We start from the raw sequence: 24,404 nt of genomic DNA on the forward strand, positions 1-24,404 counted from the left end.
ATGAAAAAAATTGGTGTGGTACTGAGCGGCTGCGGCGTGTACGACGGCAGTGAAATTCATGAAGCGGTGATTACCCTGCTGGCGATCGCGCGCAACGGCGCGCAGGCGGTGTGCTTTGCACCCGATAAACCGCAGCGCGACGTCATCAACCATCTGACGAGGGAACCGCTGACGGATCAACGCAACGTGCTGGTGGAAGCGGCGCGAATTGCCCGCGGCGACATCTTACCGCTGACGCAGGCGCGTGCGGAGACGCTGGACGCGCTGATCGTCCCCGGCGGCTTCGGCGCGGCTAAAAATTTAAGCAGCTTCGCCGCCGAGGGCAGCGAATGTCAGGTGGACCGCGATCTGCAGGCCCTGGCGCTGGCGATGCATCAGGCCGGCAAACCGCTGGGCTTCATGTGCATTGCCCCGGCGCTGCTGCCGAAGATCTTTGCGTTTCCGCTACGGATAACCATCGGGACCGATCTCGATACTGCCGATGTGGTCGAAGAGATGGGGGCGGAGCACGTGCCTTGCCCGGTCGACGACATCGTGGTGGATGAAGACAACAAAGTGGTCACCACCCCGGCGTATATGCTGGCAGAGAATATTGCGCAAGCCGCCACCGGGATCGAAAAGCTGGTCGCCCGCGTGCTGGCGCTGAGCGCATGAGACTCCGCGTAGCGCCCTTTGCGCTGCTAAAACGACTGGCGCTGCGTCTGCTGCTGATCGCCGCCGTCTTCTGGGGCGGGGGGATCGCGCTGTTTAGCGTGCTGCCGGTGCCGTTTTCGGCGGTGATGCTCGAACGGCAGGTGAGCGCCTGGCTGTCCGGAGATGTCCACTATCTGGCGCACTCTGATTGGGTCGGCATGGATGAGATCTCTCCGTGGATGGGGCTGGCGGTGATTGCCGCCGAAGATCAGAAGTTCCCGGAACACTGGGGGTTCGACGTATCGGCGATAGAAAAAGCGCTGGCGCACAATGAGCGTCATGATACCCGCATCCGCGGCGCGTCAACGCTGTCGCAGCAGACGGCGAAAAACCTGTTTTTATGGGATGGCCGCAGCTGGTTGCGTAAGGGACTGGAAGCCGGGCTGACTGTCGGTATAGAAACCGTCTGGAGTAAAAAGCGGATCCTGACCGTCTACCTGAATATCGCCGAGTTTGGTGATGGGATATTTGGTGTGGAAGCGGCCGCGCAGCGCTATTTTCATAAGCCTGCCAGCCAGCTGACGCCGGGGGAAGCGGCTCTGCTGGCCGCGGTGCTGCCAAATCCGATCCGCTATCGCGCCGACGCGCCTTCGGGCTATGTGCGCAGCCGCCAGGCCTGGATCTTACGCCAGATGCGACAGCTGGGTGGAGAAGGGTTTATGCGCGAGCATAAGCTGTATTAGCGCGTTAATCCGGCGCCGGGGCTGGCACTGTCGCCAGTCGGCCGTCGCCGGGAAGCGTAACGCTTAGTCTTCATCAAATCCGGCATTAAACAGGGCTATCACCGCGGCGAGTGCCTCAACTTCCTGCGGACCGCTGGCTTCCACCTCTATCTGCCGCCCTTTCGCCGAGTCCAGCATCAGCAGGGCAATCACGCTGTTTGCTTCTGCCTCCGTGCCTTCATCGTTGCGCAGCAGTACTTCGGCATCGAAATTCTGCATCAGCTCAAACAGCTTCATCGCCGGGCGGGCGTGCATGCCCAGCTTATTGGTGATTTCAACGGTCTGCTTTACGGTCATGATTTACGTTTTTCCAGCGTCCGATGACGAGACTGTACGTTCTTGCCGCGGGAGCGGAAGTAGTCAGCCAGTTGTTCAGCAATATAAACCGAACGATGTTTACCGCCGGTGCAGCCAATGGCCACCGTCAGATAGCTGCGATTGTTGGTCTCCAGCATCGGTAACCATAGCTCAAGATAGCTCCGGGTCTGGTAAATAAAGTTGTGCACTTCGGTGTGCCGGTCAAGGAAGGCGGCCACCGGTTTATCCAGACCGGTCATTGGACGCAGCTTCGGATCCCAGTGCGGGTTTGGCAGAAAGCGCACGTCAAAGACGTAATCGGCATCGATCGGAATACCATGTTTGAAGCCGAAGGATTCGAAGACCATCGTCAGTTCGCGCTCGCGTTTACCTAACAGGCGAGTACGCAGCATTTCGGCCAGTTCATGCACCGACATTTCGGACGTATCGACGATCAGATCCGCACGGGAGCGCAGCGGCTCCAGCAGATCGCTCTCTTCGTCGATAGCGCTTTCGAGCGACAGATTCTTGCTGGAGAGCGGGTGTAAGCGACGCGTATCGCTGTAACGGCGGATCAGGGTATTACGGTCGGCATCAAGGAACAGCAGTTGCGGAGAAAAGCATTCTGGCAGGTTCTGCATCGCCTGTTCAAAGATTTCCGGTGATTCTGGCATGTTACGCACGTCGATGCTGACGGCCGCGGAGATATTGCGGTCAGCCAGCGACCGCGCCAGGTCGGGCAGCAGCACGACCGGCAGGTTATCCACGCAGTAAAAGCCCATATCTTCCAGCGCTCGCAGAGCGACGGATTTCCCCGAGCCCGAGCGGCCGCTGACGATCATCAGTACCATGTACCGTTTCTCCTCAGTACGATAAAGGATAAGGTGCGACTGCCGTTATGCGTCATCGCTGCTTCCTGCTTCGGTGATGATCTCATACAACTCTTCATCGCTCTGCGCCGCGCGCAGGCGACGGCAAATCGCTTTGTCCGCCAGCCGTTTGGCCACCAGGGAGAGCGTATGCAGGTGAGTCTTTGTCTGGTCGGCTGGCACCAGCAGCGCGAACAGCAGGTCGACAGGCTGATTGTCGATCGCGTCGAAGGCGATGGGGGTTTCCAGCTGGACAAAAACGCCGACAGCACGCAGCGTATCCTCTTCCAGTTTACCGTGAGGAATGGCGATACCATTGCCAATCCCGGTACTGCCCATTTTTTCGCGGGTGAGGATCGCTTCGAACACCACCTGCGGCGGCAAACTTAACTGTTTGGCGGCCAGTTCGCTAATGATTTCCAGAGCACGCTTCTTGCTCTGGCAGTGAACCTGGCTACGGGTACATTCCTGGTTCAGGACGTTGCTCAGTTGTAGAGCCGAATCGTTGTTCATCATAATTTCACCTGAGCGCCCCCACGCCCGCCGCCGATGTTAAACCACGACGGACGCAGAGGGGCCCGGACAATTAGTGTTGTTTTAGTTTATCTTTGTGCTTCGTTAACTGCCTTGCCAGCTTGTCGATAAGACCATCGACAGCTGCATACATATCCTGCCCTTCCGCACTGGCATGGATTTCGCCACCGTTGACATGCAGATTCGCGTCCGCAATTTGCGTCACTTTCTCTACTTTTAACACAATATAGACCTGATTGATCCGGTCGAAAAATTGCTCCAGTTTGCTGAACTTCGCCGTGACGAAGTCGCGCATCGCGGGGGTGATCTCGACGTTGTGTCCTGTAATGTTGAGCTGCATAGTGTCTTCCTTATCGGTTGTGTCAGACCAGTTGTTTACGCTGGTTTGACGGCGGAATGGATAAAGACTCTCTGTACTTCGCGACAGTGCGGCGCGCGACCATGATACCCTGCTCGGACAGCATGGAGGTGAGCTTACTGTCGCTCAACGGCTTCGCGGGGTTTTCCGCGGCGATTAACTTCTTCACCAGCGCGCGAATGGCCGTCGACGAGGCTTCGCCGCCGCCTTCGGTATTCACATGGCTGGAGAAGAAATACTTCAGTTCAAAAATACCGCGCGGACTGTGCAGATATTTTTGCGTGGTGACACGGGAAATGGTGGATTCATGCATCTCGACAGCCTGGGCGATATCGGCCAGCACCATCGGCTTCATATACTCTTCACCCTGTTCGAAAAAAGCCTGCTGCTGTTCAACGATGCAGCGGCTGACGCGCAGTAGCGTATCGTTGCGGCTTTCCAGACTTTTAATCAGCCAGCGGGCTTCCTGCAGATTGCTGCGAATGAACTGGCCGTCGGCGTCATTACGGGTGCTGTTGCCCATCGCCGCATACTGCTGATTAATTTTCAGCCGGGGAATGCTGTCGGCGTTGAGCTCCACGGTCCAGCGGCCGCTGACCTTGCGGACCAGTACGTCCGGAATGACATATTCTGGTTCACTGGTATGAATGGACTGCCCTGGGCGGGGATCCAGTGACTGGATCAGATTCACCGCCTCTTTCAGCACCTCTTCTTTCAGGCGCGTTACTCGCATCAGGGTACGGAAATCATGATTAGCCAGCAGATCGAGATGATCGCTGATAATCAACCGGGCCTCTTCCAGCCACGGCGTCTCTTTGGCGAATTGCGACAGCTGGATCAGCAGGCAGTCGCGCAGATCTTTCGCCGCGACGCCAACCGGATCAAAGCGCTGGATGCGCTTCAGGACGGCTTCCACCTCTTCCAGGCCGATCTCGTCATCGCCGATGCTCTCAACGATGTCTTCAATCTGAATGGTGAGATAGCCCGTATCGTCGACGGCGTCGACGATAGAGGTGGCAATGGCGCGGTCGGTATCGGTGAAGGGCGTCAGCTCGACCTGCCACATCAGGTAATCCTGAAGCGTCTGGGTGGTCTCACCTTGATAGACGGGCAGCTCGTCGTCCTGATAGTCCACGCCGTTGCCTGACGGCGTACCGGCGGTATAGATTTCATCCCAGCTGGCATCGAGAGGGAGCTCGTCCGGCATCTCTTTTTGCTCAAGCGCATCGACGGTATCGAGGGACTCGCGGTCCTCCACTTCTTTCGCTTCTACCTCTTCGTGAAGATCGGTTTGCTCAAGCAATGGGTTACTTTCCAGCGCTTGCTGGAGCTCTTGCTGGAGTTCTAACGTGGACAACTGCAGCAAACGAATCGCCTGCTGCAGCTGCGGCGTCATGGCAAGCTGTTGGCTAAGCCTTAATTGCAAACCTTGCTTCATGTTCAGGGTAAATATCTCCGGCTAAAACGTCTGTAACCTCTACCCTATCAGAGTCTGAAGTCTTCCCCAAGATACACGCGCTTAACCTGCTCATCTTCGAGGATCTGCTGCGGTGTGCCATGAGCAATAAGGTGTCCCTGACTGACAATATACGCGCGTTCGCAGACGGCGAGGGTCTCTCTGACGTTATGGTCGGTGATCAGCACGCCGAGGCCGCTGTCGCGCAGGTGCTCAATAATGCGTTTGATATCGATAACGGAGATCGGGTCAACACCGGCAAACGGTTCATCCAGAAGGATAAATTTCGGGTTCGCCGCCAGCGCGCGAGCGATTTCGACACGGCGGCGTTCACCACCGGAGAGCGCCTGACCGAGGCTGTCGCGCAGGTGCTCAATATGAAACTCTTCCATCAGCTCTTTGGCGCGATCTTCACGCTGTTCGCTGGTTAAATCGTCACGGATCTGCAGGACCGCCATCAGGTTGTCATAGACGCTCAGACGACGAAAAATAGAGGCTTCCTGCGGCAGATAGCCGATGCCCCGGCGCGCGCGCGCGTGCAGCGGCAGCAGGCTGATGTCTTCGTCATCGATAATAATATTGCCCGCATCGCGCGGCACAATGCCGACCACCATGTAGAAGGTGGTGGTTTTACCGGCGCCGTTAGGGCCGAGCAAGCCGACAATCTCTCCGGAGTTAACGGTGAGACTGACATCTTCCACCACGCGGCGGCCTTTATAAGCTTTGGCGAGATTCTTCGCAGTTAAGGTTGCCATAACGAATTAGTTACTCTTCTTTTGCTGGTTGCCGCTTTTATCCTGCAGCTCGGACGGCACCAGAACGGTGGTGACGCGTCGACCTTTGTCGCTGAAGGCCTGCATTTTTTGCTCTTTCACCAGATAGGTGATTTTATCGCCCTTGATATTGCTGTCGAGCTGCTCAAGGTAAGCGTTGCCGGTCAGCACGACGTAATCATTCTGCAGCTCGTAGCGCATTTTCGACGCCCGGCCTTTTACCGGTTTGCCGTTATCCTGCATCTGGAAGAAGGTGGCCGGGTTACCGAAGCCTTCGATCACCTCTTTGCCTTTCTCATTGCCCGGACGGGTGACCACCACTTTATCTGCGTTAATTTTGATCGTCCCCTGGGTGACGACCACGTTACCGGTGAAGGTGACGACGTTACCCTGCATATCCAGCGACTGCTGATCGGACTCGATATGGATCGGCTGATCGGTATCGCCCGTCTTGGCCAAAGCCGGCAGGCTGGCGGCCAGTAAAGCGCCGGCGAGCGCAATCTTAAGGCTGAGTTTGTTTGTTCTGAATTTCATAAGAGGTTCTCACCTTTTCAATCAGCTCGGCATTTTTGCTGCGAAGGTTTCCACGCATTTTCAGGCCGCTGGAATTAAATGTGGTGCCGTATAACGTCACCATGTCATCGGAGGTAACGTCCTGTGTGACCAGATTTATCTGGGCGTTATCCGTCGTAATTTTGCGCAGTTGAGAGTCAGGCGCGAGCGCATTCACCTCAACGTGCCCGTAAAGATAGAGCATACGGTCATTCGTCAGCTTCGCTTTATCTGCCCTGATTGACCAGGTTGGCACCTTATTGGTATCAAAAGTGGTCATCACCGGCTTGGTAAACCAGGAAACCTCCTGATCGGAAAAGTATTCCACATGCTCGGCAATCAGCCGATAGCTCAGGGCGCCTTCCGGGCTGTACACGACGGTGTCGGTATGTTCGCTTTTATACGTCGGGTCGTTGGGATTGACCTCCGGCTGGGCCGTGTCGTCCGTATTCGCCAGATTCAGGCCGATGAGGATCAGCGCGAGCAGCGACAGTAAAATGATAACCCAACGTCTGGTTTTACTCATATTGATTGCCCTTTGGCCTCATCCAACTTGCCCTGCGCCAATAGTAACAAATCGCAGACTTCGCGTACCGCGCCGCGTCCGCCGTTAATGCGCGTGACATAATTCGCCCGCGGCAGCAGCAGCGGATGCGCATCGGCGACGGCGACGCTTAAACCCACTTCCGCCATCACCGGCCAGTCGATCAGATCGTCGCCGATATACGCCACTTCATCCGGACGAACCGCCAGTTTGCTGACTAATTCGCGAAACGCCAACAGCTTATCCGACTGACCTTGATAGAGATGCGTAATGCCCAGCGTCTGGCAGCGGTCTTCTACCAGTTTAGCTTTTCGCCCGGTAATAATCGCCACTTCGATGCCGGAGGTCAGCGCGCAGCGGATACCATAGCCATCGCGGACGTTGAACGCTTTCAGCTCCTCGCCGTGATTACCCATATAGATAAGTCCGTCGGATAATACACCGTCAACATCGAGGATCAGTAGACGGATCTTAGCCGCGCGATCGAGAAACGCCTGGCTTACCGGCCCATAGCATGTCGCTAACTGAGCATCAGCATTATTCATTATTTTTTCCTTACTTACACTACGCCCGCGCGCAGGAGATCGTGCATATGTACCACACCTAGCAGGTGGTCGCCATCGGCAACCAGCACGCAGGTGATATGACGGGATTGCATCAGGTTTAGCGCATCTACCGCCAGGGTGCCGGGACGGATGCGGATCCCTCCCCGGGTCATGACATCGGCAATGCTGGCATTACGCATATCGACGCCGGTATCAAAGACCCGGCGCAGGTCACCATCGGTGAAGATCCCGATGATGTTCATATCGTCATCGCAGACGGCGGTCATGCCTAAATTTTTACGCGTGATTTCCAGCAGCGCATCGCGCAGGGTGGCCTGCAGGCCGACGTGCGGGATTTCATCACCGGTATGCATAATATCATTGACGCGCAGCAACAGCTTACGACCGAGTGCGCCGCCAGGATGAGACAGGGCGAAATCTTCGGCGGTAAAGCCACGGGCTTCCAGCAGAGCGACGGCGAGGGCATCACCCATCACCAGCGCCGCGGTGGTGCTGGAGGTGGGCGCCAGCCCTAACGGGCAGGCCTCTTTGGGCACTTTCACGCACAGATGGATATCCGCTGCGCGCGCCATGCTGCTCTCAGGCCGGCTGGTGATGCAGATAAGCTTCACCTGCTGGCGCTTCAGGACCGGGATCAGCGCCAGAATTTCATTCGATTCGCCGGAATTCGACAGCGCAATCACCACATCCTGTGGAGTGACCATTCCTAAATCGCCGTGCGCCGCTTCGCCGGGGTGGACAAAAAAAGCCGAGGTGCCGGTACTGGCGAACGTCGCCGCCATTTTGCGGCCGATGTGGCCGGATTTGCCCATCCCCATCACCACGACTTTGCCGCCGCAGCGGAAAATCGTTTCGCAAGCATGGGTAAAGTCTTCATTTATATATTGATCGAGCTGGGCCAGACCTTCACGTTCAATTTCCAGCACCTGACGGCCTGCCTGTTGAAAGTCAAAATCCGTGGGCAAATCTATTTGCGACATGATGTTATCCCGAGTCATTCAACGAAGAGCGGCGCTGTCCAGAACAGCATCGCCAACCAAACCACAAAGCCGCCGACCAGCAGTGCGCCAATCAGTCGTCCCGGCTGCTGCTGGCGGCGCCAGCACAGCACCGCGAAGATCAGGCTGACCAGCAGCATCACGCCATAATCGCGAGTAAAGGCTTCGCTCGCAAAGCTCCCCGGCGCGATCAGCGCCGGTAAACCCAGCACCAGCGCAATATTGAGGATATTGGCGCCGATGATATTGCCGATAGCAATGTCATCTTCCCCTTTCCGCGCCCCGGCGATAGCGGTGGCCAGCTCTGGCAGGCTGGTGCCTATCGCCACCACCGTCAGACCGACGGTCAGCTCGCTAATGGCAAAAAAGTTTGCCAATACCGTGGTGTTATCCACCACCATACGGGTAGCCATCGGCATGACAATCATCGCCACCCCTAACCAGAGCAGAGCGACCGGCAGCGATCCTTCTCGCGGCAGCTCCGCCAGCTGTTCGCGGGTCAGACTATCGCTGCCCTGGCGCTCCGCCAGACGGGCAATCTTGATGGTAAACAACAGCCACAGAAGCGCCAGCGCCAGTAAAAACAGCCCGTCGAGACGGGACAACTGTCCATCGTAGAGCACCAGCCCGGCCAGCACGCTGACCAGCAACATTAGCGGTAATTCGCGGCGCAGAATATCAGAATGCACGGTAAATGGCCTGAGTAAGGCGGCGAGACCGAGGATCAGAAGAATATTGGTAATGTTGGAGCCGAGCGCGGTGCCGACCGCCAGATCGATCTGCCCATGCAGCGAGGCCGTGGTGGAAACCATGATCTCGGGCAGGCTGGTGCCGATACTCACCACCGTCATACCGATGATCAGCGGCGGGATCCCCAACATACGACACAGGATGGAAGCGGCATAGACCAGACGATCGGCGCTGTAGACAACCAGCAGTAAACCAATAATTAACAGAGCCGTCGCTAAGAGCATCTAAAGTCCTTTCTTCAGGTATAATCGTCGCCTCGCTGGGTTATCCCTACGCAGCGTAACGAATTCTTAATTTTGACTTTATGTGTGCCAAAAGTAAAACAAATGCCAGCTTTCGCTAACCTGTGCAGGTAAGATTCTGTAAAAATGTTGTGATTGTGGCGCAAGAAAGGGCCATGCTTGCCCGTCAGGTGTTTAGTAAGGATGATTTTATGAGCCAAACTCAGGCGAATTTAGTTGAAGTGCGCGGTATCCGCTTTTCTCGCGGCGATCGTGTGATCTTTGACGACATCTCGCTGTCGGTACCGCGCGGTAAGATTACTGCGATCATGGGACCTTCGGGGATCGGCAAGACAACCCTGTTACGCCTGATCGGTGGGCAGATCCCGCCGGACAGGGGAGAGATCCTGTTTGATGGCGAGAACGTACCACAGATGACGCGTTCGCGTCTTTACACGGTGCGTAAGCGGATGAGCATGTTGTTCCAGTCCGGCGCGCTGTTCACCGATCTCAATGTATTTGATAACGTTGCCTATCCGCTGCGCGAGCATACGCAGCTGCCGCCTGCGCTGTTGCATACGACGGTGATGATGAAGCTGGAGGCGGTGGGGTTGCGAGGTGCGGCGAAGTTAATGCCCTCCGAGCTTTCCGGCGGGATGGCGCGCCGCGCCGCCCTGGCGAGAGCCATTGCGCTGGAGCCGGACCTGATTATGTTCGACGAACCGTTTGTCGGGCAGGATCCCATCACCATGGGCGTGCTGGTGAAGTTGATTTCTGAACTCAACAACACGTTGGGTGTCACTTGCATCGTGGTTTCGCACGATGTGCCTGAGGTGCTTAGCATCGCAGACTACGCGTATATCGTGGCGGATAAAAAGATTGTCGCCCACGGTAGCGCCCAGTCGCTGCGGGAAAATGCCGACGCTCGGGTTCGTCAGTTCATTGATGGTATTGCCGACGGCCCGGTGCCGTTCCGTTATCCGGCTGGCGACTATCACCATGATTTATTAGGCATAGGGAGTTGAGCGACTCATGCTGTTTAATGCGCTGGCCGCGCTAGGGCATCGCGGGATTAAAACCACCGCGACGTTTGGACGCGCCGGATTAATGCTTTTCAACGCCATTGTGGGCAAACCAGAGTTTCGCAAGCACGCGCCGCTGCTGGTTCGTCAGCTCTATAACGTTGGCGTTCTGTCGATGCTGATTATCATTGTATCGGGCTTGTTTATCGGTATGGTGCTCGGCCTGCAGGGGTATCTGGTCTTAACCACCTACAGCGCAGAGACCAGTCTTGGCATGCTGGTGGCGCTGTCGCTGCTGCGCGAGCTGGGACCGGTGGTTGCTGCGCTGTTGTTTGCCGGCCGCGCCGGATCGGCGCTGACCGCCGAGATTGGCCTGATGCGGGCCACGGAACAGCTCTCCAGTATGGAGATGATGGCGGTGGACCCGCTGCGCCGCGTGATTTCCCCCCGCTTCTGGGCTGGCGTCATTTCGCTGCCGCTGCTGACGATTATCTTCGTGGCGGTGGGGATCTGGGGCGGTGCGCTGGTAGGCGTGAGCTGGAAGGGTATTGATGGTGGCTTTTTCTGGACCGCGATGCAAAATGCCGTCGACTGGCGAATGGATCTGGTGAACTGCCTGATTAAGAGCCTGGTATTCGCCATTACGGTAACCTGGATTGCGTTATTTAACGGTTATGACGCTATCCCCACTTCCGCCGGGATTAGCCGGGCGACAACGCGCACCGTGGTGCATGCGTCGCTGGCGGTTCTGGGGCTGGATTTTGTGCTGACTGCGCTGATGTTTGGGAATTGAGTTCATGCAAACGAAAAAAAATGAAATCTGGGTAGGGGTGTTCTTACTGGTGGCGCTGCTGGCGGCGCTGTTTGTCTGCCTGAAGGCGGCGAACGTTACCTCACTACGTACCGAGCCGACTTACCGCCTGTACGCGACCTTCGATAACATCGGCGGCCTGAAGGCGCGTTCGCCGGTACGCATCGGCGGTGTGGTTGTGGGGCGGGTAGCGGACATCACTCTCGACCCGAAAACCTATCTGCCACGCGTGGAGCTCGATATTGATGAGCGCTACAACCATATCCCGGATACCAGTTCGCTGGCGATCCGCACCTCGGGTCTGCTGGGCGAGCAGTATCTGGCGCTGAACGTCGGTTTTGAAGACCCGGACCTCGGGACGGCTATCCTTAAAGACGGCGGCACGATCCAGGACACCAAGTCCGCCATGGTGCTGGAAGATCTGATTGGTCAGTTCCTTTATAACAGCAAGGGCAGCGACAATCAGAATTCTGGTAATGATAAGGCCGCGGCAGAAGGCCATACTGACGCGACGCCGGCAGCCGGCACGACGCATTAATTTCAGGAGAAACACGATATGTTTAAACGCTTACTCATGGTCGCCATGCTGGTGATTGCCCCGCTGACCGCCGCCCAGGCGGCAGACCAGTCCAACCCGTATAAGCTGATGAATGAAGCGGCGCAGAAAACCTTCGATCGCCTGAAGAATGAACAGCCGAAGATTAAAGCTAACCCTAACTATCTGCGCGACATCGTCGACCAGGAGCTGCTGCCGTATGTGCAGGTGAAATATGCCGGCGCGCTGGTGCTGGGCCGCTACTACAAAGAAGCGACCCCGGCGCAGCGTGAAGCCTACTTTGCCGCCTTCCGCGAATATCTGAAGCAGGCCTACGGCCAGGCACTGGCGATGTACCATGGTCAGACTTATCAGATTGCTCCAGAGCAGCCGCTGGGGGATGCCACCATCGTGCCTATCCGCGTGACCATCGTCGACCCGAATGGCCGTCCGCCAGTGCGTCTGGACTTCCAGTGGCGTAAAAATACGCAGACCGGCCACTGGCAGGCTTACGATATGATCGCCGAAGGGGTCAGCATGATCACCACCAAACAGAATGAGTGGAGCGATCTGCTGCGTACCAAAGGCGTCGACGGGCTGACTGCGCAGTTGAAAGCGATCTCCGCTCAGCCGATCACGCTGGATCAGAAAAAATAATGACCGGGCAGCTGAGCTGGACTCGCGAGGGCGAGACGCTGGCGCTGCACGGAGAGCTGGACCAGGATCTGCTGGTCCCGCTCTGGGAAGCACGCGCCAGGGCGACGGAGGGGGCGACGATCATCGATCTCAGCCAGACTACGCGCGTGGACACGGCGGGCCTGGCGCTGTTAGTGCATTTTGTGGCACTGATCCGCCGTCAGGGGCGGGAAGCGCAGCTGATCGCGAAGAGCGAAAATCTGCAAACGCTGATCGGTCTTTACAACCTGCCTGTTGATATGATCCCATAACCTTTTCAGTGTCTTAGCGTTGAAGCTATTCCGAAAGCCCCGGCAATCTTTTCGTCGGGGCTTTTTGCTTGTTTAAGACCGCGCCACTTTCCTCTAAGATGTTGGGCTGTTTTCACTATCAGATAAATTTGAGCCCATGGAAAATCATGAAATTCAGACCGTGCTGATGAACGCACTCCCCCTCCAGGAAGTCCACGTCTCTGGCGATGGCAGCCACTTTCAGGTTATTGCTGTGGGTGAGATGTTCGATGGCATGAGCCGGGTTAAAAAGCAGCAGAGCGTCTACGCGCCGCTGATGGAATATATTGCTGACAACCGTATCCATGCGCTGTCGATCAAGGCCTTCACTCCGCAGGAGTGGGCGCGAGACCGCAAACTAAATGGCTTCTAAGCTGTGGGGGGTCCCCTGCAGCGTATGTGAATTTTTAATAGAGAACAGAATCAATGGATAAATTCCGTGTTCAGGGGCCGACTCGCCTTCAGGGCGAAGTCACCATTTCTGGTGCAAAAAACGCCGCCCTGCCAATCCTCTTTTCCGCGCTGCTTGCCGAAGAGCCGGTAGAGATCCAGAACGTACCCAAGCTGAAAGATATCGATACCACCATGAAGCTACTGAGCCAGCTGGGCGCGAAGGTTGAGCGCAATGGTTCGGTATGGATTGACGCCGGCCCGGTTGATGTATTCTGTGCTCCATACGACCTGGTGAAAACCATGCGTGCCTCCATCTGGGCGCTGGGCCCGCTGGTCGCGCGTTTTGGTCAGGGACAAGTTTCTCTGCCAGGCGGCTGTGCCATCGGCGCGCGTCCGGTCGACCTGCACATTACCGGTCTGGAACAGCTGGGCGCCGAAATCAAACTGGAAGAAGGTTATGTGAAGGCGTCTGTCAACGGGCGACTGAAAGGCGCGCACATTGTGATGGATAAGGTCAGCGTAGGCGCGACCGTGACTATCATGAGCGCGGCGACGCTGGCTGAAGGTACCACCGTTATCGAAAACGCCGCGCGCGAGCCGGAAATTGTCGATACCGCCAACTTCCTTAACGCGCTGGGCGCGAAAATCAAAGGTCAGGGCACCGATCGCATTACCATCGAAGGCGTGCAGCGCCTGGGTGGCGGCGTATATCGTGTACTGCCGGACCGTATCGAAACGGGTACCTTCCTGGTGGCCGCGGCGATTTCCGGCGGCAAGATCCTCTGCCGTAACGCGCAGCCAGATACCCTCGATGCCGTTCTGGCGAAACTGCGTGACGCCGGGGCTGACATCGAAACGGGCGAAGACTGGATTAGCCTCGATATGCACGGCAACCGTCCGAAAGCGGTTAACGTGCGTACCGCGCCGCACCCGGGCTTCCCGACCGATATGCAGGCCCAGTTCACGCTGCTCAACCTGGTGGCGGAAGGGACCGGTGTGATCACCGAAACGATCTTTGAAAACCGCTTCATGCACATTCCTGAGCTGATCCGTATGGGTGCGCATGCGGAAATCGAGAGCAATACCGCTATCTGTCACGGCGTGAAGCAGCTTTCAGGCGCACAAGTGATGGCGACCGATTTGCGTGCGTCGGCGAGCCTCGTACTGGCAGGCTGTATCGCTGAAGGGACCACCATCGTCGATCGCATCTACCACATCGATCGTGGCTATGAGCGTATCGAGGATAAACTGCAGGCGCTGGGTGCCAATATTCAGCGCGTGAAAGGCGAGTAATAGCATCATGGCAGTGACCCCGTGGGGGTCACTGCCAGTCAATCACATCACTTGTCTGTCTTCTTTTGACGCATCATCTGCGTTCTGTCGATAAACTCATGAGTCACCGGGTCGTGGTAGCGTGACGGCCAGATGACCCACGGCTGCGTTTCCAGCGCCGTGGCGATAATCAACTCGCCTTTCGGCCAGGGGCGAGTCAGGGCGTTCGCCAGCGTTGAAGAACTCAGGCCATGCCGTCGCGATTCTGCCGCCAGCGATGTTCCACGTTTACGTAATCCGGCAACAATATCTGCGGGATGCCAGTCGATGAACTTATCCATAAATTCTCCTGGTGATAAAGATCCAGATCGTCCCACATGGGCGATAAGGACACTATACCCGCGTACTATGTAAGGTTCTAACAAGTTCTGTTAAGGCGCCTGAATATTCAGAATGTATCAAGATAGCTGGAAATTAGGGTGGAAAATGGACTTTTACTGGAACTTTCCCGCGCATCGCGCGGGAAAGGAGAGGGGATTAATGATCGCGCTGGACCGCGATATGTGCCAGCCCAATCAAGGCTTCGCGCCACGGGGTGTCCGGGAGGATCTGCAGGGCAGCAATCGCTTTGTCGGCTTCTTCTTCAGCACGTTTCTGCGTCCACTCCAGCGAGCCACAGGTGGCCATCGTTTCCAGAACAGCATCCAGCAGATGGCGACCATTGCCTTGCTCGATCGCCCCGCGGATCATCGCCGCCTGATCGGGGGTACCGTGATGCATAGCATGCAACAACGGTAGCGTCGGTTTGCCTTCGTTCAGGTCATCGCCGACGTTTTTACCGAGCCGCTCTCCGTCGGAACTGTAGTCGAGTAAATCGTCGATCAGCTGGAAAGCGGTGCCGAGATAGCGACCATAATCCTGCAACGCGCGCTCTTCTTCCGCAGAGCAGTCGGCCAGCATTCCCGCACACTGCGAGGCCGCCTCAAACAGGCGCGCCGTCTTGCTGTAGATGACGCGCATGTAGTTCTCTTCCGTGATATCCGGATCGTTGACGTTCATCAACTGCAGCACTTCGCCTTCGGCAATGACGTTCACCGCCTCCGACATGACCTCGAGGATCTTCAGTGAGCCTAGCTGGGTCATCATCTGGAAAGCGCGGGTATAGATGAAATCGCCAACCAGCACGCTGGCGGCATTGCCGAACGCCGCATTGGCCGTGGCTTTGCCGCGACGCATGTCAGACTCATCGACGACGTCGTCATGCAGCAGCGTGGCGGTATGAATAAATTCAATCAGCGCAGCAATAGTGACATGCGCGCTCCCTTGATAGCCCACCGCGCGCGCGGCAAGCACAGCAATCATCGGGCGAATGCGTTTGCCGCCGCCGCTGACGATGTAATAGCCTAACTGATTGATAAGCTGAACATCGGAGTTGAGTTGCTCAAGAATCGTCGCATTGACACCCGCCATATCTTGCGCGGTTAACTCATTGATTTTTTCTAAATTCATCGCAAAAGCCGGGCCAAATGTCCTGTTACCATGAATCCAGGTGGGATCACAGAAGGATTAAGACAGAATTAAAAGAAGATATGATTGTACTGAAAAATTGCCGTAGATAAACGTTGTCGTGAAAGTTGTGTTTTTTTTCTGCATTGATCGCTGATCGCTCTTGTCAAAGGCTCGCGTTTTGCGTAATATTCGCGCCCTATTGTGAATATTTATAGCGCACTCTGAATCACATAAAGAGGTGCGCGGAAGCGGAGTTTTATATGTACGCGGTTTTCCAAAGTGGTGGTAAACAACACCGAGTAAGCGAAGGTCAGACCGTTCGCCTGGAAAAGCTGGACATCGCAACTGGCGAAGCTGTTGAATTCGCTGAAGTGCTGATGATCGCAAACGGTGAAGAAATCAAGATCGGCGTTCCTTTCGTTGAGGGCGGCGTAATCAAAGCTGAAGTTGTTGCTCACGGTCGTGGCGAGAAAGTTAAAATCGTTAAGTTTCGTCGTCGTAAACACTATCGTAAGCAGCAGGGCCATCGTCAGTGGTTCACTGATGTGAAAATCACTGGCATCAGCGCCTAAGACCTGAGGAGTAGATTTAAATGGCACATAAAAAGGCTGGCGGCTCGACTCGTAACGGTCGCGATTCAGAAGCTAAACGTCTGGGCGTAAAACGTTTCGGCGGTGAAGCAGTTCTGGCAGGTAGCATCATCGTTCGTCAACGTGGTACCAAATTCCACGCTGGCACCAACGTTGGTTGCGGCCGTGACCACACTCTGTTCGCTTTGACTGACGGTAAAGTCAAGTTCGAAGTTAAAGGCCCGAAAAACCGTAAATTCATCAGCATCGTTGCTGAATAAGTTTTTCGCGTCCCGGTAACGGATGAAAGCCCCGCAACACGTTGCGGGGCTTTTTACATTCGTCTACTGGAAAATCTTGCAGGGAAACAGGCATGAAGCAGCAGGCTGGGATTGGCATTATTCTGGCGCTCACCACCGCGATGTGCTGGGGAGCGTTGCCGATTGCAATGAAGCAGGTTCTCGAGGTGATGGCGCCGCCTACGGTGGTGTTTTATCGCTTTCTGATGGCAAGTATTGGGCTTGGCGCGATCCTCGCGATCAAAGGCAAACTGCCGCCGCTGCGAATTTTTCGTAAGCCGCGCTGGCTGGTCTTATTAGCCATTGCCACCGGTGGCCTGTTCGGTAACTTCATTCTGTTCAGTTCTTCCCTGCAATATCTCAGCCCCACAGCTTCTCAGGTCATCGGCCAGCTATCGCCGGTGGGCATGATGGTGGCAAGCGTCGTGATACTGAAAGAGCGCATGCGCGGCACCCAGGTGGTGGGCGCGTTGATGTTGCTCAGCGGGTTGGTGATGTTCTTCAATACCAGCCTGATTGAAATCTTTACCCGCCTGACGGATTACACATGGGGGGTAATTTTCGGCGTTGCTGCTGCAACGGTGTGGGTAAGCTATGGCGTCGCGCAAAAGGTGTTATTGCGCCGTCTGGCATCACAGCAGATACTATTTTTGCTGTACACTTTATGTACGATTGCATTACTGCCGCTCGCTAAGCCCGGGGTGATATCCCAGTTAAGCGACTGGCAATTGGCATGCCTGATTTTTTGCGGGCTGAATACCCTGGTCGGCTACGGGGCGCTGGCGGAAGCCATGGCGCGCTGGCAGGCGGCGCAGGTCAGCGCGTTAATCACCTTGACGCCACTGTTTACGCTACTGTTTTCTGATTTATTATCAATGGCCTGGCCCGATTTTTTCGCCAGACCGATGTTAAACCTGATTGGTTATCTCGGTGCGTTTGTCGTGGTTGCGGGCGCGATGTATTCCGCCATCGGCCATCGTCTTTGGGGGCGTTGGCGTAAGCGAGAGGCGGTTGTACCGCTGCCCCGCTCAGGCGAATGATTTACGGAGAGTAAAATGAAGTTTGTAGATGAAGCAACGATCCTGGTCGTAGCAGGTGACGGCGGCAATGGTTGCGTAAGCTTCCGCCGCGAAAAATATATTCCACGTGGCGGCCCGGACGGCGGCGATGGCGGTGACGGCGGCGATGTCTGGCTGGAAGCGGACGAGAACCTGAACACCCTGATCGACTACCGTTTTGAAAAATCGTTCCGCGCCGAACGCGGGCAGAACGGTCAGAGCCGCGACTGTACCGGTAAACGCGGTAAAGACGTGACGGTGAAAGTGCCGGTAGGGACGCGGGTTATCGATCAGGGGACCGGCGAGACCATGGGCGATATGACCAAACACGGTCAGCGTCTGATGGTGGCGAAAGGCGGCTGGCACGGTCTGGGCAACACCCGTTTCAAATCATCCGTTAACCGTACCCCGCGTCAGAAGACCATGGGTACCCCGGGCGATAAGCGCGACCTGCAGCTTGAACTGATGCTGTTGGCCGACGTCGGGATGCTGGGGATGCCGAATGCCGGTAAATCCACCTTTATCCGTGCGGTCTCTGCTGCCAAGCCGAAAGTGGCTGACTATCCGTTTACCACCCTGGTGCCGAGCCTGGGCGTGGTGCGTATGGATAACGAGAAGAGTTTCGTGGTTGCTGATATCCCGGGGCTGATTGAAGGGGCGGCGGAAGGCGCAGGCCTTGGTATCCGCTTCCTCAAGCACCTTGAGCGCTGCCGTGTGCTGCTGCATCTCATCGACATCGAGCCAATCGACGGTTCCGATCCGGTTGAGAATGCGCGCATTATCATTGGCGAGCTGGAGAAATACAGCGAGAAGCTGGCCTCTAAGCCACGCTGGTTAGTCTTTAACAAGATTGACCTGATGGACAAAGCGGAAGCCGAAGCCAAAGCGAAGGCGATTGCCGAAGCGCTGGGTTGGGAAGAGAAATTCTACCTGATCTCAGCTGCCAGCCAGCAGGGCGTGAAAGATCTGTGCTGGGATGTGATGACCTTTATCATCGAAAACCCGATCGTGCACGCGGAAGAAGAGCAGAAGCCGGAGAAAGTCGAGTTCATGTGGGACGACTATCACCGTCAGCAGCTTGAAGAAGCCGAAGTCGAAGTGGAAGATGACGAAGACTGGGATGACGACTGGGACGAAGACGACGAAGAAGGCGTCGAATTCATCTACAAACGTTAATCCTGACTTCTCTGGATCAAAAAGGGCCGCATCTCTCATGCGGCCCTTTTGTTTTTAGTTGTTCTGGTACAGATCTTTATACAAGCGGCTTTCAAAGCGGACCAGCGGGATGCGGCGATTACGCTGGTCGGCGGGTTCCACGGCGTAGCCGGAGAGATACTGCACGAAGGCCACCTTTTGTCCGCTGGCGGTAGTGATAAAGCCAGCAAGGTTATAAACCCCCTGCAACGAACCTGTTTTCGCCGAGACTTTACCATCCACGCCCGCCTGGTGGAGACCGGCGCGATATTGCAGCGATCCATCGTGGCCCGCCAGCGGCAGCATCGAGATGAAGTTGAGTTCGGTATCGTGCTGGGCGATATACTGCAGCACCTGCATCATGGTCGCGGGGGCGATCAGGTTGTGGCGCGACAAGCCAGAGCCGTCGGCGATGATCGTGTTGCCGAGATCGACCCCAGCCTGTTGCCGCAGGATCTGGCGTACGGCATCGGATCCTGCCCGCCAGGTGCCTGGTACGCCGAAACGGGCGTGGCCGATGGTGCGAAAGACGGTGTCGGCAATCATGTTGTCTGATTTCTTCAGCATGATCCTCAGCAGATCGTGCAGAGGAGCCGACTGAGTGGTGGCTAATACCGTTCCGGGGTCATTGGCCAGCGTCTGGCGCAGCAGCGTGCCGCTATAGGTGATCCCCGCCTGGGTCAGCTCCGCTTTGAGGATCGCCCCGGCGTAGCTGGCGCCATCCTGAATGGCGAAGGCCAGCGGCAGCGGTTCGCTACGCTGCGGCAGGCAGCCGGTGAGGGTATAGCGGTTGAGATCGCCCGGCACCACGTCGAGCTCGCAATACTGCGCTTCCGATGAGCCACGCGGCAGCGTTCGCACCTGGCTGAACATGGTGACCGGATAATAGGACGCAACGCGAATGAAGGCGAGATCGCCCGGTTTCTGCGCGCTATACAGTGAGACAGAGAAGCAGTTACGGTCGACAATCGCCGCCGCCGGCGGAGCGCTGAAGCACTGCGTCAGGTCGTTCCACGGCCAGCCCGGCGCTTTGTCGTGGCTGGCGAAGACCGAGGTATCGATGAGCACATTGCCTTCGATACGCTGCACGCCGGCTTTTTTCAGTGTCGCCACCATATTGCGAATATCCTGCCGTTTGAGCGTCGGATCGCCGCCGAAGCGGGCAATCAGGTCGCCTTTCAGCACGCCGCCGTCAAGTGAGCCTTTGGTTTCCAGCGTGGTGGTAAAGCGGAAATCGGGCCCCAGCTGCAGCAGAGCCGCCAGCGCGGTGATAACCTTTTGCGTACTGGCCGGGAGCGCCATTTGCTGGCTGTGGTAGTCGATTTCCGGCGTCGATGCGCCGACCTTTTGCGCCATAAAGGCAAGGTTCGCACCGGCGGGAAGCTGGTTGATGTACTCGTCAATATTCGCCGCCTGAGCGCTAAGCGCTATACCGGCAGTCAATCCGATGATAAATCTGGGAAATCGCATAATCTCGCGCTAACAACCTGAAGCCAGGCCGTCATACTACGGTGCAACGCCCAGTAAAGTAAACGATGACCCATAATGAACTTCGGGGTAAAATACCTATCAAATGAAAAATTGCTGCTGACCTGGGGAGTGTTTCCCGGGTCGGTTTCTTTTTGCTCGTGTCCTGCCTGTGGGCAGGACAGGTGGCGGGGCGGGACTATCCGTTCCCTGAAGGAATGATAAAGAGGTATAACTAATGCAAGCGATTCCGATGACCTTACGTGGCGCTGAGAAACTGCGCGAAGAACTGGATTATCTGAAGTCTGTGCGTCGTCCTGAAATCATTGCCGCTATTGCTGACGCTCGTGAGCACGGCGATCTGAAAGAGAATGCTGAGTATCATGCCGCGCGTGAGCAGCAGGGCTTCTGCGAAGGGCGAATCAAAGATATCGAAGCGAAGCTGTCCAATGCCCAGGTGATTGATATCACCAAAATGCCGAATAATGGCCGGGTGATTTTTGGTTCAACCGTCAGCGTGCTGAACCTGGATACCGACGAGGAACAGACCTACCGCATCGTGGGTGATGATGAAGCGGATTTTAAGCAGAATCTGATCTCCGTGAACTCACCGATCGCGCGTGGTCTGATCGGCAAAGAGCAGGATGATGTCGTGACTATCCGTACCCCGGGTGGTGAAGTGGAATACGAAATTACTAAGGTTGAATACCTGTAAGGCGTATTTCCCGCTACGATGTTTATAGATTGTAAAGAAAGGAAAAAGGCCGCATAGCGGCCTTTTATCAACGTCAGGAGCATGGCATTTTGCTCGCCTGGCCGCAGAAATCCCTCGTTTTACACAAAGTTGTGTCGAGATTCAGGATATTCTTAGCGTGGCAGCGAGATCTTACGCTCTGGCGTTGGGCGGTACAGAACCAGCGTTTTACCGATGACCTGTACATTACAGGCGCCGGTTTCACGCACGATGGCTTCCACGATCAAGGCTTTAGTTTCGCGATCTTCTGAGGCGATCTTCACCTTGATGAGCTCATGGTGCCCTAACGCTTGTTCGATCTCGGCCAGTACCCCTTCGGTCAAACCATTATTGCCAAGCATAACTACTGGCTTGAGCGGATGTGCCAGACCTTTCAGGTGCTGTTTTTGTTTAGTACTCAGATTCATCGTATTTTTTTGCTTACGTTGGGATTGAAAACGGGTCATTCTACCGCCATCTCCCATATATCGCCAAACTACCGCGTCGATTTTTACGCAGTAAAGTACGATGAACCCGAACGGGAATGTTAAATGACAGGTAAAAAGCGTTCTGCCAGCTCAAGCCGCTGGCTTCAGGAACACTTTAGCGATAAATATGTTCAACAGGCACAGAAAAAGGGGTTACGTTCCCGTGCCTGGTTTAAACTTGATGAAATACAGCAAAGTGACAAAATTTTTAAGCCGGGGATGACGATAGTTGACCTCGGTGCTGCTCCCGGTGGCTGGTCGCAGTATGCGGTCACGCAGATCGGCAACAGCGGCCGCATCATTGCTTGCGATCTTTTACCAATGGATCCAATCGTTGGTGTGGACTTCCTTCAGGGCGATTTTCGTGATGAATTAGTCCTGAAAGCGTTACTTGAGCGAGTGGGCGACAGTAAAGTCCAAGTTGTCATGTCCGATATGGCGCCGAATATGTGCGGAACACCGGCGGTGGATATTCCCCGGGCTATGTATCTGGTAGAACTGGCGCTTGAAATGTCTCGTGATGTATTAGCGCCAGGTGGTAGTTTTGTAGTGAAGGTGTTCCAGGGCGAAGGCTTCGATGAGTATCTTCGAGAAATTCGCTCCCTGTTTACGAAGGTCAAAGTTCGTAAGCCGGACTCTTCCCGCGCTCGTTCGCGTGAAGTGTATATTGTAGCGACCGGGCGTAAACCATAACCGGCAGATTTCAAACGAAAGTTTGAATGAAACTGGATATAGAGTATCCTGACGCTGTTTTTAACACAGTTGTAATAAGAGGTTAATCCCTTGAGTGACATGGCGAAAAACCTAATACTCTGGCTGGTCATTGCCGTTGTGCTGATGTCAGTATTCCAGAGCTTTGGGCCCAGCGAGTCGAATGGCCGCAAGGTGGATTATTCTACCTTCCTGCAAGAGGTCAATCAGGACCAGGTTCGCGAAGCGCGTATCAACGGACGTGAGATCAACGTTACCAAGAAAGATAGTAACCGTTACACGACTTACATTCCGGTTAACGATCCGAAGCTGCTCGATAACCTGTTGACTAAAAACGTCAAAGTTATTGGCGAACCACCAGAAGAGCCAAGCCTGCTGGCTTCCATCTTCATCTCCTGGTTCCCAATGCTGCTGTTGATCGGCGTCTGGATCTTCTTTATGCGGCAAATGCAGGGCGGCGGCGGGAAGGGCGCGATGTCCTTCGGCAAAAGCAAAGCCCGTATGCTGACGGAAGACCAGATCAAAACGACTTTTGCCGACGTTGCCGGGTGTGACGAAGCGAAAGAGGAAGTCGGTGAGCTGGTGGAATACCTGCGTGAGCCGAGCCGCTTCCAGAAACTGGGCGGTAAGATCCCGAAAGGCGTCCTGATGGTCGGCCCTCCGGGTACCGGTAAAACGCTGCTGGCGAAAGCGATCGCTGGCGAAGCGAAGGTGCCGTTCTTCACAATTTCCGGTTCTGATTTCGTCGAAATGTTCGTCGGTGTCGGTGCATCTCGTGTGCGTGACATGTTCGAACAGGCCAAGAAAGCAGCGCCTTGCATCATCTTCATCGATGAAATCGACGCCGTCGGCCGCCAGCGTGGCGCGGGCCTTGGCGGTGGTCACGATGAACGTGAGCAGACCCTGAACCAGATGCTGGTTGAAATGGACGGCTTCGAAGGTAACGAAGGTATCATTGTTATCGCGGCGACTAACCGTCCGGACGTTCTTGACCCGGCGCTGCTGCGTCCAGGCCGTTTCGACCGCCAGGTTGTTGTTGGTCTGCCGGATGTTCGCGGTCGTGAACAGATCCTGAAAGTGCATATGCGTCGCGTACCGCTGGCGCCGGATATCGACGCGGCGATCATTGCGCGCGGTACCCCGGGCTTCTCCGGTGCGGACCTGGCGAACCTGGTCAACGAAGCGGCGCTGTTTGCTGCTCGCGGCAACAAACGCGTTGTGTCGATGGTTGAGTTCGAAAAAGCGAAAGACAAAATCATGATGGGTGCGGAACGTCGCTCCATGGTGATGACGGAAGCGCAGAAAGAATCGACCGCTTACCACGAAGCGGGCCACGCCATTATCGGCCGTCTGGTACCGGAACACGATCCGGTCCATAAAGTGACGATTATCCCGCGCGGTCGTGCGCTGGGTGTGACCTTCTTCCTGCCGGAAGGCGATGCGATCAGCGCCAGTCGTCAGAAACTGGAAAGCCAGATCTCCACGCTGTACGGCGGTCGTCTGGCGGAAGAGATTATCTACGGTCCGGAACATGTTTCTACCGGTGCGTCCAACGATATTAAAGTGGCGACAAACCTGGCGCGTAACATGGTGACTCAGTGGGGCTTCTCCGACAAACTCGGTCCGCTGCTGTATGCGGAAGAAGAGGGCGAAGTCTTCCTCGGCCGTAGCGTAGCGAAAGCGAAGCATATGTCTGATGAAACCGCGCGTATCATCGACCAGGAAGTGAAATCGCTGATTGAGCGTAACTACGGTCGTGCTCGTCAGCTGCTGAACGACAACATGGATATTCTGCACGCGATGAAAGATGCGCTCATGAAATATGAGACCATCGATGCGCCGCAGATTGACGACCTGATGGCTCGTCGCGATGTTCGTCCGCCAGCGGGTTGGGAAGAATCTGGTTCTTCGAACAACTCTGACAACAATGGTACGCCTCGTGCGCCGCGCCCGGTTGATGAACCGCGTACGCCGAACCCGGGCAACACCATGTCAGAGCAGCTGGGCGACAAGTAAGCTACCGCTGTTGATGTCTTGTTTTAACC

Annotated in this window: 31 protein-coding genes; 16 read left to right on the plus strand and 15 right to left on the minus strand. The window is 55.8% G+C overall.

The window, feature by feature from the left end; all coding sequences use genetic code 11:
- Together elbB and mtgA are read left to right on the plus strand one after the other, a co-directional pair.
- A complete protein-coding gene (gene elbB, locus CWM54_RS09970; RefSeq protein ID WP_061153186.1) occupies window positions 1-654 on the plus strand; it encodes an isoprenoid biosynthesis glyoxalase ElbB in 654 nt (217 codons plus the stop codon).
- Window positions 651-1,376 carry a monofunctional biosynthetic peptidoglycan transglycosylase gene (gene mtgA, locus CWM54_RS09975; RefSeq protein WP_008806653.1) on the plus strand — a complete coding sequence of 242 codons (726 nt, stop codon included), beginning with the start codon at window positions 651-653 and terminating at the stop codon, window positions 1,374-1,376. Before elbB ends, mtgA begins: the two co-directional genes overlap by 4 nt.
- A 63-nt stretch (window positions 1,377-1,439) precedes the next feature.
- Here the strand turns inward: mtgA and npr are convergent, their stop codons facing one another.
- The 11 genes from npr to CWM54_RS10030 form a co-directional block, all read right to left on the minus strand.
- Complete coding sequence (gene npr / locus CWM54_RS09980; protein WP_002918431.1) at window positions 1,440-1,712, minus strand: PTS phosphocarrier protein NPr; 273 nt, start codon at window positions 1,710-1,712, stop codon at window positions 1,440-1,442.
- Complete coding sequence (rapZ, locus tag CWM54_RS09985; protein WP_002918428.1) at window positions 1,709-2,563, minus strand: RNase adapter RapZ; 855 nt, start codon at window positions 2,561-2,563, stop codon at window positions 1,709-1,711. Before rapZ ends, npr begins: the two co-directional genes overlap by 4 nt.
- A gap of 45 nt (window positions 2,564-2,608) precedes the next feature.
- Window positions 2,609-3,097, minus strand: coding sequence for a PTS IIA-like nitrogen regulatory protein PtsN (gene ptsN / locus CWM54_RS09990; protein WP_004144926.1), 489 nt, complete (start codon window positions 3,095-3,097; stop codon window positions 2,609-2,611).
- 70 nt (window positions 3,098-3,167) lie between these two features.
- On the minus strand, window positions 3,168-3,455 hold the full coding sequence (hpf, locus tag CWM54_RS09995) for a ribosome hibernation promoting factor (protein WP_004206206.1): 288 nt from the start codon (window positions 3,453-3,455) through the stop codon (window positions 3,168-3,170).
- Window positions 3,456-3,477: 22 nt separating this feature from the next.
- A complete protein-coding gene (gene rpoN, locus CWM54_RS10000; protein ID WP_061153187.1) occupies window positions 3,478-4,911 on the minus strand; it encodes an RNA polymerase factor sigma-54 in 1,434 nt (477 codons plus the stop codon).
- Between the two features lie 47 nt (window positions 4,912-4,958).
- Entirely contained in the window at window positions 4,959-5,684 is a 726-nt protein-coding gene (gene lptB / locus CWM54_RS10005; RefSeq protein WP_002918417.1) for an LPS export ABC transporter ATP-binding protein, read from the minus strand.
- Window positions 5,685-5,690: 6 nt separating this feature from the next.
- The gene (gene lptA, locus CWM54_RS10010; protein ID WP_061153188.1) at window positions 5,691-6,236 is read right to left on the minus strand and encodes a lipopolysaccharide ABC transporter substrate-binding protein LptA; all 546 of its coding nucleotides are present in this window, start codon (window positions 6,234-6,236) and stop codon (window positions 5,691-5,693) included.
- Entirely contained in the window at window positions 6,205-6,780 is a 576-nt protein-coding gene (gene lptC / locus CWM54_RS10015) for an LPS export ABC transporter periplasmic protein LptC (protein WP_008806651.1), read from the minus strand. The genes lptA and lptC overlap by 32 nt, the downstream gene beginning before the upstream one ends.
- On the minus strand, window positions 6,777-7,343 hold the full coding sequence (kdsC, locus tag CWM54_RS10020; RefSeq protein ID WP_008806650.1) for a 3-deoxy-manno-octulosonate-8-phosphatase KdsC: 567 nt from the start codon (window positions 7,341-7,343) through the stop codon (window positions 6,777-6,779). Before kdsC ends, lptC begins: the two co-directional genes overlap by 4 nt.
- 14 nt (window positions 7,344-7,357) lie before the next feature.
- Window positions 7,358-8,362, minus strand: a complete 1,005-nt coding sequence (gene kdsD / locus CWM54_RS10025) for an arabinose-5-phosphate isomerase KdsD (RefSeq protein WP_075206807.1) — start codon at window positions 8,360-8,362, stop codon at window positions 7,358-7,360.
- Window positions 8,359-9,336, minus strand: coding sequence for a calcium/sodium antiporter (locus CWM54_RS10030; RefSeq protein ID WP_100696968.1), 978 nt, complete (start codon window positions 9,334-9,336; stop codon window positions 8,359-8,361). Before CWM54_RS10030 ends, kdsD begins: the two co-directional genes overlap by 4 nt.
- Window positions 9,337-9,545: 209 nt before the next feature.
- On the opposite strand from CWM54_RS10030, the gene mlaF reads away from it, so the two are divergent.
- The 7 genes from mlaF (at window position 9,546) to murA (ending at window position 14,352) form a co-directional block, all read left to right on the plus strand.
- A complete protein-coding gene (gene mlaF, locus CWM54_RS10040; RefSeq protein WP_100680593.1) occupies window positions 9,546-10,358 on the plus strand; it encodes a phospholipid ABC transporter ATP-binding protein MlaF in 813 nt (270 codons plus the stop codon).
- Window positions 10,359-10,365: 7 nt separating this feature from the next.
- Entirely contained in the window at window positions 10,366-11,148 is a 783-nt protein-coding gene (gene mlaE, locus CWM54_RS10045; protein WP_100696970.1) for a lipid asymmetry maintenance ABC transporter permease subunit MlaE, read from the plus strand.
- Between the two features lie 4 nt (window positions 11,149-11,152).
- Window positions 11,153-11,704 (plus strand): outer membrane lipid asymmetry maintenance protein MlaD, encoded by a 552-nt coding sequence (gene mlaD, locus CWM54_RS10050; protein ID WP_061153191.1) that lies wholly within the window; start codon window positions 11,153-11,155, stop codon window positions 11,702-11,704.
- Window positions 11,705-11,722: 18 nt separating this feature from the next.
- Window positions 11,723-12,358, plus strand: a complete 636-nt coding sequence (gene mlaC, locus CWM54_RS10055; protein WP_061153192.1) for a phospholipid-binding protein MlaC — start codon at window positions 11,723-11,725, stop codon at window positions 12,356-12,358.
- Entirely contained in the window at window positions 12,358-12,648 is a 291-nt protein-coding gene (gene mlaB / locus CWM54_RS10060) for a lipid asymmetry maintenance protein MlaB (RefSeq protein ID WP_008806646.1), read from the plus strand. Before mlaC ends, mlaB begins: the two co-directional genes overlap by 1 nt.
- A gap of 136 nt (window positions 12,649-12,784) precedes the next feature.
- On the plus strand, window positions 12,785-13,039 hold the full coding sequence (ibaG, locus tag CWM54_RS10065; RefSeq protein WP_004144910.1) for a BolA family iron metabolism protein IbaG: 255 nt from the start codon (window positions 12,785-12,787) through the stop codon (window positions 13,037-13,039).
- Window positions 13,040-13,092: 53 nt separating this feature from the next.
- Window positions 13,093-14,352, plus strand: a complete 1,260-nt coding sequence (murA, locus tag CWM54_RS10070) for a UDP-N-acetylglucosamine 1-carboxyvinyltransferase (RefSeq protein ID WP_061153193.1) — start codon at window positions 13,093-13,095, stop codon at window positions 14,350-14,352.
- Between the two features lie 47 nt (window positions 14,353-14,399).
- Here murA and sfsB read toward each other — a convergent pair whose 3' ends face one another.
- Window positions 14,400-14,672 (minus strand): DNA-binding transcriptional regulator SfsB, encoded by a 273-nt coding sequence (gene sfsB / locus CWM54_RS10075; protein WP_061153194.1) that lies wholly within the window; start codon window positions 14,670-14,672, stop codon window positions 14,400-14,402.
- A gap of 196 nt (window positions 14,673-14,868) precedes the next feature.
- A complete protein-coding gene (gene ispB, locus CWM54_RS10080; protein WP_008806643.1) occupies window positions 14,869-15,840 on the minus strand; it encodes an octaprenyl diphosphate synthase in 972 nt (323 codons plus the stop codon).
- A gap of 260 nt (window positions 15,841-16,100) precedes the next feature.
- On the opposite strand from ispB, the gene rplU reads away from it, so the two are divergent.
- The 4 genes from rplU to cgtA all read left to right on the plus strand — a co-directional run bounded on the left by rplU (window position 16,101) and on the right by cgtA (window position 18,942).
- Window positions 16,101-16,412, plus strand: a complete 312-nt coding sequence (gene rplU, locus CWM54_RS10085; protein WP_002918379.1) for a 50S ribosomal protein L21 — start codon at window positions 16,101-16,103, stop codon at window positions 16,410-16,412.
- Between the two features lie 20 nt (window positions 16,413-16,432).
- Window positions 16,433-16,690, plus strand: coding sequence for a 50S ribosomal protein L27 (rpmA, locus tag CWM54_RS10090; protein ID WP_002434222.1), 258 nt, complete (start codon window positions 16,433-16,435; stop codon window positions 16,688-16,690).
- A 92-nt stretch (window positions 16,691-16,782) separates the two neighbouring features.
- A complete protein-coding gene (locus CWM54_RS10095) occupies window positions 16,783-17,748 on the plus strand; it encodes a DMT family transporter (protein ID WP_061153195.1) in 966 nt (321 codons plus the stop codon).
- A gap of 15 nt (window positions 17,749-17,763) precedes the next feature.
- A complete protein-coding gene (gene cgtA / locus CWM54_RS10100) occupies window positions 17,764-18,942 on the plus strand; it encodes an Obg family GTPase CgtA (protein WP_100676248.1) in 1,179 nt (392 codons plus the stop codon).
- A 54-nt stretch (window positions 18,943-18,996) separates the two neighbouring features.
- On the opposite strand, the gene dacB is transcribed toward cgtA, so the two are convergent.
- Window positions 18,997-20,430, minus strand: coding sequence for a serine-type D-Ala-D-Ala carboxypeptidase (dacB, locus tag CWM54_RS10105; protein ID WP_061153197.1), 1,434 nt, complete (start codon window positions 20,428-20,430; stop codon window positions 18,997-18,999).
- A gap of 235 nt (window positions 20,431-20,665) precedes the next feature.
- Between dacB and greA the strand changes: the two genes are divergently transcribed.
- On the plus strand, window positions 20,666-21,142 hold the full coding sequence (gene greA, locus CWM54_RS10110) for a transcription elongation factor GreA (protein WP_008806639.1): 477 nt from the start codon (window positions 20,666-20,668) through the stop codon (window positions 21,140-21,142).
- A 152-nt stretch (window positions 21,143-21,294) separates the two neighbouring features.
- Here greA and yhbY read toward each other — a convergent pair whose 3' ends face one another.
- Complete coding sequence (yhbY, locus tag CWM54_RS10115; protein ID WP_002918374.1) at window positions 21,295-21,588, minus strand: ribosome assembly RNA-binding protein YhbY; 294 nt, start codon at window positions 21,586-21,588, stop codon at window positions 21,295-21,297.
- A 123-nt stretch (window positions 21,589-21,711) separates the two neighbouring features.
- Between yhbY and rlmE the strand changes: the two genes are divergently transcribed.
- Window positions 21,712-22,341 carry a 23S rRNA (uridine(2552)-2'-O)-methyltransferase RlmE gene (gene rlmE, locus CWM54_RS10120; protein WP_008806638.1) on the plus strand — a complete coding sequence of 210 codons (630 nt, stop codon included), beginning with the start codon at window positions 21,712-21,714 and terminating at the stop codon, window positions 22,339-22,341.
- Between the two features lie 99 nt (window positions 22,342-22,440).
- On the plus strand, window positions 22,441-24,375 hold the full coding sequence (ftsH, locus tag CWM54_RS10125) for an ATP-dependent zinc metalloprotease FtsH (protein WP_061153198.1): 1,935 nt from the start codon (window positions 22,441-22,443) through the stop codon (window positions 24,373-24,375).
- Window positions 24,376-24,404 lie beyond the last annotated feature (29 nt).

Source organism: Klebsiella sp. D-Nf1 (genome assembly GCF_002810515.1).
In the GTDB taxonomy this organism is placed as follows: domain Bacteria; phylum Pseudomonadota; class Gammaproteobacteria; order Enterobacterales; family Enterobacteriaceae; genus Klebsiella; species Klebsiella variicola.

What these genes read in the sequence shown, in the direction of transcription:
- elbB (WP_061153186.1), top strand. Translation starts at nt 1, where the DNA reads ATGAAAAAAATTGGTGTGGTACTGAGCGGCTGCGGCGTGTACGACGGC.
- mtgA (WP_008806653.1), top strand. Translation starts at nt 651, where the DNA reads ATGAGACTCCGCGTAGCGCCCTTTGCGCTGCTAAAACGACTGGCGCTG.
- npr (WP_002918431.1), bottom strand. Translation starts at nt 1,712, where the DNA reads ATGACCGTAAAGCAGACCGTTGAAATCACCAATAAGCTGGGCATGCAC.
- rapZ (WP_002918428.1), bottom strand. Translation starts at nt 2,563, where the DNA reads ATGGTACTGATGATCGTCAGCGGCCGCTCGGGCTCGGGGAAATCCGTC.
- ptsN (WP_004144926.1), bottom strand. Translation starts at nt 3,097, where the DNA reads ATGATGAACAACGATTCGGCTCTACAACTGAGCAACGTCCTGAACCAG.
- hpf (WP_004206206.1), bottom strand. Translation starts at nt 3,455, where the DNA reads ATGCAGCTCAACATTACAGGACACAACGTCGAGATCACCCCCGCGATG.
- rpoN (WP_061153187.1), bottom strand. Translation starts at nt 4,911, where the DNA reads ATGAAGCAAGGTTTGCAATTAAGGCTTAGCCAACAGCTTGCCATGACG.
- lptB (WP_002918417.1), bottom strand. Translation starts at nt 5,684, where the DNA reads ATGGCAACCTTAACTGCGAAGAATCTCGCCAAAGCTTATAAAGGCCGC.
- lptA (WP_061153188.1), bottom strand. Translation starts at nt 6,236, where the DNA reads ATGAAATTCAGAACAAACAAACTCAGCCTTAAGATTGCGCTCGCCGGC.
- lptC (WP_008806651.1), bottom strand. Translation starts at nt 6,780, where the DNA reads ATGAGTAAAACCAGACGTTGGGTTATCATTTTACTGTCGCTGCTCGCG.
- kdsC (WP_008806650.1), bottom strand. Translation starts at nt 7,343, where the DNA reads ATGAATAATGCTGATGCTCAGTTAGCGACATGCTATGGGCCGGTAAGC.
- kdsD (WP_075206807.1), bottom strand. Translation starts at nt 8,362, where the DNA reads ATGACTCGGGATAACATCATGTCGCAAATAGATTTGCCCACGGATTTT.
- CWM54_RS10030 (WP_100696968.1), bottom strand. Translation starts at nt 9,336, where the DNA reads ATGCTCTTAGCGACGGCTCTGTTAATTATTGGTTTACTGCTGGTTGTC.
- mlaF (WP_100680593.1), top strand. Translation starts at nt 9,546, where the DNA reads ATGAGCCAAACTCAGGCGAATTTAGTTGAAGTGCGCGGTATCCGCTTT.
- mlaE (WP_100696970.1), top strand. Translation starts at nt 10,366, where the DNA reads ATGCTGTTTAATGCGCTGGCCGCGCTAGGGCATCGCGGGATTAAAACC.
- mlaD (WP_061153191.1), top strand. Translation starts at nt 11,153, where the DNA reads ATGCAAACGAAAAAAAATGAAATCTGGGTAGGGGTGTTCTTACTGGTG.
- mlaC (WP_061153192.1), top strand. Translation starts at nt 11,723, where the DNA reads ATGTTTAAACGCTTACTCATGGTCGCCATGCTGGTGATTGCCCCGCTG.
- mlaB (WP_008806646.1), top strand. Translation starts at nt 12,358, where the DNA reads ATGACCGGGCAGCTGAGCTGGACTCGCGAGGGCGAGACGCTGGCGCTG.
- ibaG (WP_004144910.1), top strand. Translation starts at nt 12,785, where the DNA reads ATGGAAAATCATGAAATTCAGACCGTGCTGATGAACGCACTCCCCCTC.
- murA (WP_061153193.1), top strand. Translation starts at nt 13,093, where the DNA reads ATGGATAAATTCCGTGTTCAGGGGCCGACTCGCCTTCAGGGCGAAGTC.
- sfsB (WP_061153194.1), bottom strand. Translation starts at nt 14,672, where the DNA reads ATGGATAAGTTCATCGACTGGCATCCCGCAGATATTGTTGCCGGATTA.
- ispB (WP_008806643.1), bottom strand. Translation starts at nt 15,840, where the DNA reads ATGAATTTAGAAAAAATCAATGAGTTAACCGCGCAAGATATGGCGGGT.
- rplU (WP_002918379.1), top strand. Translation starts at nt 16,101, where the DNA reads ATGTACGCGGTTTTCCAAAGTGGTGGTAAACAACACCGAGTAAGCGAA.
- rpmA (WP_002434222.1), top strand. Translation starts at nt 16,433, where the DNA reads ATGGCACATAAAAAGGCTGGCGGCTCGACTCGTAACGGTCGCGATTCA.
- CWM54_RS10095 (WP_061153195.1), top strand. Translation starts at nt 16,783, where the DNA reads ATGAAGCAGCAGGCTGGGATTGGCATTATTCTGGCGCTCACCACCGCG.
- cgtA (WP_100676248.1), top strand. Translation starts at nt 17,764, where the DNA reads ATGAAGTTTGTAGATGAAGCAACGATCCTGGTCGTAGCAGGTGACGGC.
- dacB (WP_061153197.1), bottom strand. Translation starts at nt 20,430, where the DNA reads ATGCGATTTCCCAGATTTATCATCGGATTGACTGCCGGTATAGCGCTT.
- greA (WP_008806639.1), top strand. Translation starts at nt 20,666, where the DNA reads ATGCAAGCGATTCCGATGACCTTACGTGGCGCTGAGAAACTGCGCGAA.
- yhbY (WP_002918374.1), bottom strand. Translation starts at nt 21,588, where the DNA reads ATGAATCTGAGTACTAAACAAAAACAGCACCTGAAAGGTCTGGCACAT.
- rlmE (WP_008806638.1), top strand. Translation starts at nt 21,712, where the DNA reads ATGACAGGTAAAAAGCGTTCTGCCAGCTCAAGCCGCTGGCTTCAGGAA.
- ftsH (WP_061153198.1), top strand. Translation starts at nt 22,441, where the DNA reads ATGGCGAAAAACCTAATACTCTGGCTGGTCATTGCCGTTGTGCTGATG.